Origin of the sequence: Marinobacter lipolyticus SM19 (assembly GCF_000397065.2) — a bacterium.
In the GTDB taxonomy this organism is placed as follows: Bacteria; Pseudomonadota; Gammaproteobacteria; order Pseudomonadales; family Oleiphilaceae; genus Marinobacter; species Marinobacter lipolyticus.
In genome coordinates, this window is the sequence record NZ_KE007310.1 from 1 (window position 1) to 5889 (window position 5889).

Consider the following 5889-nt stretch of genomic DNA (forward strand, 5'->3'; position numbering starts at 1 on the left):
ATAACAATGCAATCCACGCGACAAGCGCGTGATTGCGGGCGTTAAATTTGAGGTGACATGGAAGCATCGGAGATGATTTCGGCAATCTCAGCAATCGTTGCCTGTATTGCAACTTGGATCTCCTACCGGATGTATCAAGATAACCGGGTATTGCGACGCAATGATCGCATCATGGGACTTCGCGTTCGTGCCTGTGAGCTACACTCAAGAGCATCAAATGTCCTGAATAAATTTATGTTGGCGGCAAAATTCGGCCCAGAACCCGAGGCGGATGCTTCGATAATGAGTCGGTACCAGGGCATGATGGATATAACCGAAAATCTGGATGCATTGCTTGTTAGGGCTGCATCAGATGCCTCCAATGCAGGACTCGATGATATGGAATTGAGTCTTAGGCGAATCGAGGGTGAGCTACAGTCAAATGAGCAACGGCTAGATCTGATCCTCGAGAGAATTTAACAATACGCGTCACACGGATGTCCTTTTCTCCGCTTCGCTCCAAAAAGGCCACCGGTGCGCTCAGCGTTATACGAAGGGGACTTCTGCTCAAGGAGTTGAGGCTTTTTATGATTCGATGGTTTGATTTTTCTGACGATGCTTATGAGTTCCATGATCTTGGAAGTCTCCGCACTACATGGCGAAAGGTCCCGAATCAGCAAGCCGTTAACGCAATCGCAGAAGCCCACCAGTACTACGATTTCCTCAAAACCATGGTAGTGGGCAGAGTACAGAGCTGGTCTCATCCAAAAGAGGAGCGCGAGCACTGGTACAAGCCAACGGCATTAACCTTATCGGCGCGTGCAGGAGCTATATCAAGTTGCGTCTCCGTTGGTTCATCCATCATTGAATGTGCAATGCGAGCGCACGCGGAGAACAGGAATATTCGTGAGTTGATGAAAAATAAGCCGGAGCACCGAACCTTCGGGAAAGTCATTTACTCATGGAAAAATCATGGGGTCTATGCACCCGAAATTAATGGTGTGGTGGCCGATATTGAGAGTGTCCACGGAAGAAGAAACGACATTCATTTATATGCCAGCTTCGGGCGAGATTGGGCTGATGTCATAGATGAAGAGTCAGATATTATGGATGCAATTGAACGGCTATTTACGTTTTTCCAGAACCTCGATCCGATCTGACAGCGTATAACCATGCGCTGTTGTCGGACAATTTTTCCACCGCTTCGCGGTTCCAAAATTGCCGTAAAGCTTCGCGTTAGCTGCATAGAGCAGCGGGTTCCCGGTAACCATTTTTGCAGATGTAGGGTTGGGAGAATTTATATTGGCTATAACCCCTGTCGAGAGTTTTGCTCGAATAGGCACCTTTTCATACTTGTACGCTGAAGCTACTGAGAAGGGCTATTCCGAGTTTTTGGCGACGTCTGAAGAGATCGAAGCTCTTGACAACGTCGAATACGATGAGCGACTCGGAGAGCTCGAGCATGCTCGCGACCTAGCGGCGATTCAAGCAATTGTCTTTTCGGCAATGTGTTTTGAAGCCGCTATCTATGATTTTGCTTCCATTCATTTGGGTGACGGTTACGTTCAAGATCATTTAGATAAGCTTGATGTCCTCTCAAAATGGCTAGTAGTCATCCGCTTCGTATCAGGCATTGAAATACCAAAATCCGAGGCTCCATACGCGGCGCTGAAGAACCTCGTTTTTGAGAGAAATCGCCTTGTGCATTCTAAATCTGAACCAATGAGTTCATCTAACATAGAGCGTCATTTCGAGAAAATGGAAAAGCGTGAACGAGAATTTGTAAGCGGCGTCCATGATGCATTTCGTGCAATCGTTCTAATGTCACTTTACTTAGACAAAGTGCTACATGGATATCACAACCCACTACCGTCTTTTAGCAAGCGTAATGCCCCCCTTCGCGAGTACTACTCCGAGCTGGAAGAGGTAATTCACGACTGTCGAAGAGTAATCGCGAGGATATGAATTCAGCTAACAATACGCTGTTGTCGGACAATTTTTCCACCGCTGTGCGGCTCCAAAATTGCCGCAAAGCTCAGCGTTATGCATACCCAATAAGGAGGTTGCATGGATTTTGATTTTGACAAGCTGGCCTATCCAGAAACGGTTGTCATTGATGGTGTCGAGTACAAAGCGAAGAGGGATACCTCTAAAGGGAAAATGAATATCCCATATTCAGAGGAACCTGATGTAGGAATTGGAGATGTGATAGTTCAAAAGGCAGGGAAAAGGGAGATACACCTCAAGGTAACTGATGTTCAGTTTCTCGAAGGCGGCAGCCTGAACGTTGGCACCAATCACCCCAATATGCTCACCCTGAATGTTCAGAATACAACGGCAGAGCCACACCTAACGAACAGAGCATCCTCGACAATAAATATCGGCTCTGTTTCTGGCGAAATGGTACAAATCGGCGATCAGAACGTTCAGGTTGCAAATGTCAGTATTAAGAAGCTTGTCGAGCATGTGGCTAAAAGTGACGATAAGGAAGCAAAATCAAAACTTAAAGCATTGCTCGAAAATGGTACGGTGGCTAGCTTGGTTGGCGCAGGGGCAACCACACTTCTGGGCTTGCTCTAATGCATAACAATACGCGTCACACGGATGCCCTTTACGCCGCTTCGCTCTGTAAAGGCCACCGGTGCGCTCTGCGTTATGCAGTCGGATTGACCAGGGAGATAAGGAATGCCTGAGTGGGGCGTAGCCTTAATTGGTGTTTTCGTGGGTTTCGTGTTGAACGAAGTAGTGTCGTTCCTCAAACGGTACTGCCGGCTTTCGACCTATCTAAAAGCTTTGAATGATGAGCTGGAAGCAAACAAGTTTCAGATACGGCAAAAGAAAGAAATAGCAGAGCAAATTCTCCAAGCACTCGAAAAAGGGCATTTTCTTCCCGGCAAAAGTGTGCCGTTCGCCTCACTCGCGTATTCCAACTACATGGCCGACTTAGTGCCAAAACTCAGCCCCATCGAGCGAGACAACGTCAGACACATCTACGGCAATCTTTTGGCAGTCGATGAAATAATGTCGTCTCTAGAGGAGTCATTCAGAACAGATCATCAAGCAGGTGTCATGGAGAACGTCTCAGAAGCTTACAAGGGAAAGGTTCGAGACATTATTACAAATTATGATGTGATTTCGCACTTAATTGATCGTTATCTCAAAGGACAACCTGAAGATATTTACCATAGAAATCAGGAAAATGTATAACAAGGTGGTCAACGGGACGCCAACTACGCTGCGCTCCGTTACCACTGGCGTTATGAGTGAGAAGCTGATGAGGTTTTTAGATAACCGTTTAGCGAAGATTCAGTCGAGGTGGGCGCTTGCAGGGTACATGATCCTGGTGATGATTCCCGCGGCAACAGCCATAGTGCTGTTTGCTGTGCTCGGAAAAGACTTTGTCGAAGATATTGTGCAGATTAGTCTACCGAACGAATTTTTAGCTTTTGCTGGCGCGCTGGCAACTCTGCTCGTAGCGGGGCCATTTATTCGGCGGGATAAGGAGCTTTCCTCACGTGACCACAATAGGTCATAACAAGGCCATCAAATTTGTTGCGCCCACGAAAATCGTGGGCTCCACCGGACTGCCTACGCGTTGCTTCGGCAGCCGTTTATGGCGGCGTTATATCCCAACTGAGATTCGAGTAAATCTATGACAGAGAGTCCACTAAATACTGCGCTGAGAATTTTTGAAGCAGCAGAAGCAAATTTGGTAAAGCTAGAGAAGCTCTGGATGGAAATGGAATCAATAATTCCCGATGGAGTAGCATTTCTAGAAGATACTGGTTATGAAAATAATTGTAGAGATTTTGAAAATGTCTTGGCTTCTCTCCCCAAGATAGATGGTTGGAAACCAGAAATCTACGTGATGGACTTGAATGAGATAGGGCAGAACAGACTTGATGCAATGGAAGTTGGAGAAATCGAATGCAAAATTTCAGTTGAGAATCAGATATACGAACCAGCCAAGCTAATTCGTGAATATAGACATAAGTTCGATCGCAAGCGGCGTGAGCTAGTGCGAGACACTCTACAATCAGTTATAGATAGCGTAGATGAAGATTTGAGAGATCTAGCTGTTGAACTAGAGAGTGGATCAGAAATAAATGAGGCAGTCACCCGCCCCAGCTTTGATGATTTAAAGTCTCATATAGCTGAAATCGATACGCTATTAGGTAGTGAGACCCGTCCTAGTAGATGGACAGATTTACACAGACACTTACATTTCGGATTACATGGCGATCTTCAAGATATCATTAAGCATGACTGGCCAAGTGTAAAAAGCGGCATTAGAAAATCCCTTTATGGCGAAAAAGAGCCTATACCTGTAGAAGTGGATGATCTTGGTAGCTTAGTGTCTAGTAAGCCTTCAGGACCTATTGTTACAAAGCTTAACTGGGATAACCTCTCTCCAGATGAGTTTGAACGAATAATATTTGCCCTGATTTCTTCTGAAAAAGGTTATGAAAATCCAGAGTGGCTGATGAGAACAAACGCCCCTGATAGAGGAAGAGACCTATCTGTCCTTAGAGTTCATAATGATCCTCTTGGTGGTATTTTCCGGCATCGAACAATTATTCAGTGCAAGCATTGGTTATCAAAGAGCGTTTCTGTATCAGATATAGCAGAACTAAAAGAGCAAATGAAACTTTGGGAGCCACCTAAAGTTGATATACACGTAATAGCAACTTCCGGAAGGTTTACTTCTGATGCGGTGGCATTAATCGAAAAGCATAATCAATCGGACAGTGGTTTAAGAATAGAAATGTGGGCGGAAAGCCATTTAGAGCGTTTATTATCTAGTCGCCCTTCGCTCATTGCAGAGTATGGACTTCGATGAACGAAAGATATAACAAGCGCAGGTTGTCGGACTGGTTTTCCGCTGCGCTCCAAACCAGCCGCAACTGCGGGCGTTAGTTTCAATATAAATTAAGGAGAATTATGAAAATTTTAATAGGATTTTTAGCACTTACTTTCAGCATCAATGCATTTGCTGGGTCACTATTAACCGTTGAAGACACAAAGTCACTTTGTCAAAAAGCAGCAGATACTTTTGGCGCAGGGAAGGCAAAAGAGTCTTTTAATATACTTCAACCATATTGGCCTATGCCATCCGAGGAGATTAATAATCTTGCTTACCAAACGGAAACACAATTAAAAATGGTTTCTGAGCGTTTTGGCAAAATCTTAGGCGCAGATTTTGTCGGCACAAAGGTAGCTGGTACAAGTTTTGTTAAGCATACATATATAGGAAAATTTGAGAAACATGCTGTTCGTTACGTCTGCATGTTTTATAAACCCAAAAGTGAATGGGTAGTAAATGCTGTTTTCTGGGATGATCAGACTCCAGCACTATTTGAATAAAGCTAACAAACAGCTCCACCGGACTCCGTAATGTTTGCACCTTTCCTGCAAAAACACGCAGTAAAGTCGCCAACATTACTACGCGCGGTGAGCTGGGCGTTATGTGTGAGGGACCATGCACGAGCACTATCGAATAGAACAAGTGATATTGCCTCATTTGGAGAAGGCAGGGTTCGTAAAAGAGTCTGAGAATGATCAGGTCGATTATTGCGGCTCAATCAGAACGATCTTCGTTAAAGATGAAATGCGGGTTCTCCTAGAATGGGATGGAGAAGAGGGCTTTGGCTTCGCTGAAGTATGGCGTAATGGTGAGTGGTGCACATTGCCCACCAAAGTGCTGGAGTCCAGGGAAGTTGAGTTTCAGTCAGCAATCAAAAAGTTGTGCGCAGAGTTGCAGGGATACTTGGACTGAGCCTGGACCTATCACATAACCAGGCAGTCAACCGGACGCCAAAAGCGTGGCGCTTTTGGTTCCCTCCGCTGCGCTCCGGCGCCGGTTACCGCAGGCGTTGAGGCTGTAGAAAAACCCCGAAATCCCCGCTTCGG

General features: G+C 45.5%; 9 protein-coding genes. All 9 read left to right on the plus strand.

What is annotated here, in order from left to right; all coding sequences use genetic code 11:
- Positions 1-57: 57 nt before the first annotated feature.
- The 9 genes from MARLIPOL_RS06280 to MARLIPOL_RS18645 all read left to right on the plus strand — a co-directional run bounded on the left by MARLIPOL_RS06280 (position 58) and on the right by MARLIPOL_RS18645 (position 5755).
- On the plus strand, positions 58-459 hold the full coding sequence (locus MARLIPOL_RS06280; protein ID WP_145768752.1) for a hypothetical protein: 402 nt from the start codon (positions 58-60) through the stop codon (positions 457-459).
- 107 nt (positions 460-566) lie between these two features.
- Positions 567-1139 (plus strand): hypothetical protein, encoded by a 573-nt coding sequence (locus MARLIPOL_RS06285; protein ID WP_012139874.1) that lies wholly within the window; start codon positions 567-569, stop codon positions 1137-1139.
- A gap of 142 nt (positions 1140-1281) precedes the next feature.
- Positions 1282-1944 (plus strand): hypothetical protein, encoded by a 663-nt coding sequence (locus MARLIPOL_RS06290; RefSeq protein ID WP_012139875.1) that lies wholly within the window; start codon positions 1282-1284, stop codon positions 1942-1944.
- A 102-nt stretch (positions 1945-2046) separates the two neighbouring features.
- Complete coding sequence (locus MARLIPOL_RS06295) at positions 2047-2559, plus strand: hypothetical protein (protein ID WP_012139876.1); 513 nt, start codon at positions 2047-2049, stop codon at positions 2557-2559.
- A gap of 105 nt (positions 2560-2664) precedes the next feature.
- On the plus strand, positions 2665-3186 hold the full coding sequence (locus MARLIPOL_RS06300) for a hypothetical protein (protein WP_012139877.1): 522 nt from the start codon (positions 2665-2667) through the stop codon (positions 3184-3186).
- Positions 3179-3514, plus strand: coding sequence for a hypothetical protein (locus MARLIPOL_RS06305; protein WP_012139878.1), 336 nt, complete (start codon positions 3179-3181; stop codon positions 3512-3514). The genes MARLIPOL_RS06300 and MARLIPOL_RS06305 overlap by 8 nt, the downstream gene beginning before the upstream one ends.
- 117 nt (positions 3515-3631) lie before the next feature.
- A complete protein-coding gene (locus tag MARLIPOL_RS06310) occupies positions 3632-4819 on the plus strand; it encodes a restriction endonuclease (protein WP_012139879.1) in 1188 nt (395 codons plus the stop codon).
- A 101-nt stretch (positions 4820-4920) separates the two neighbouring features.
- Complete coding sequence (locus tag MARLIPOL_RS06315) at positions 4921-5343, plus strand: hypothetical protein (protein WP_012139880.1); 423 nt, start codon at positions 4921-4923, stop codon at positions 5341-5343.
- Between the two features lie 115 nt (positions 5344-5458).
- Positions 5459-5755 (plus strand): hypothetical protein, encoded by a 297-nt coding sequence (locus MARLIPOL_RS18645; protein ID WP_012139881.1) that lies wholly within the window; start codon positions 5459-5461, stop codon positions 5753-5755.
- The last annotated feature ends 134 nt before the right edge of the window (positions 5756-5889 follow it).

Coding starts and splice junctions, on each gene's coding strand:
- MARLIPOL_RS06310 (WP_012139879.1), top strand. CDS start 3,632: ATGACAGAGAGTCCACTAAATACTGCGCTGAGAATTTTTGAAGCAGCA.
- MARLIPOL_RS06280 (WP_145768752.1), top strand. CDS start 58: ATGGAAGCATCGGAGATGATTTCGGCAATCTCAGCAATCGTTGCCTGT.
- MARLIPOL_RS06300 (WP_012139877.1), top strand. CDS start 2,665: ATGCCTGAGTGGGGCGTAGCCTTAATTGGTGTTTTCGTGGGTTTCGTG.
- MARLIPOL_RS06305 (WP_012139878.1), top strand. CDS start 3,179: ATGTATAACAAGGTGGTCAACGGGACGCCAACTACGCTGCGCTCCGTT.
- MARLIPOL_RS18645 (WP_012139881.1), top strand. CDS start 5,459: ATGCACGAGCACTATCGAATAGAACAAGTGATATTGCCTCATTTGGAG.
- MARLIPOL_RS06315 (WP_012139880.1), top strand. CDS start 4,921: ATGAAAATTTTAATAGGATTTTTAGCACTTACTTTCAGCATCAATGCA.
- MARLIPOL_RS06285 (WP_012139874.1), top strand. CDS start 567: ATGATTCGATGGTTTGATTTTTCTGACGATGCTTATGAGTTCCATGAT.
- MARLIPOL_RS06295 (WP_012139876.1), top strand. CDS start 2,047: ATGGATTTTGATTTTGACAAGCTGGCCTATCCAGAAACGGTTGTCATT.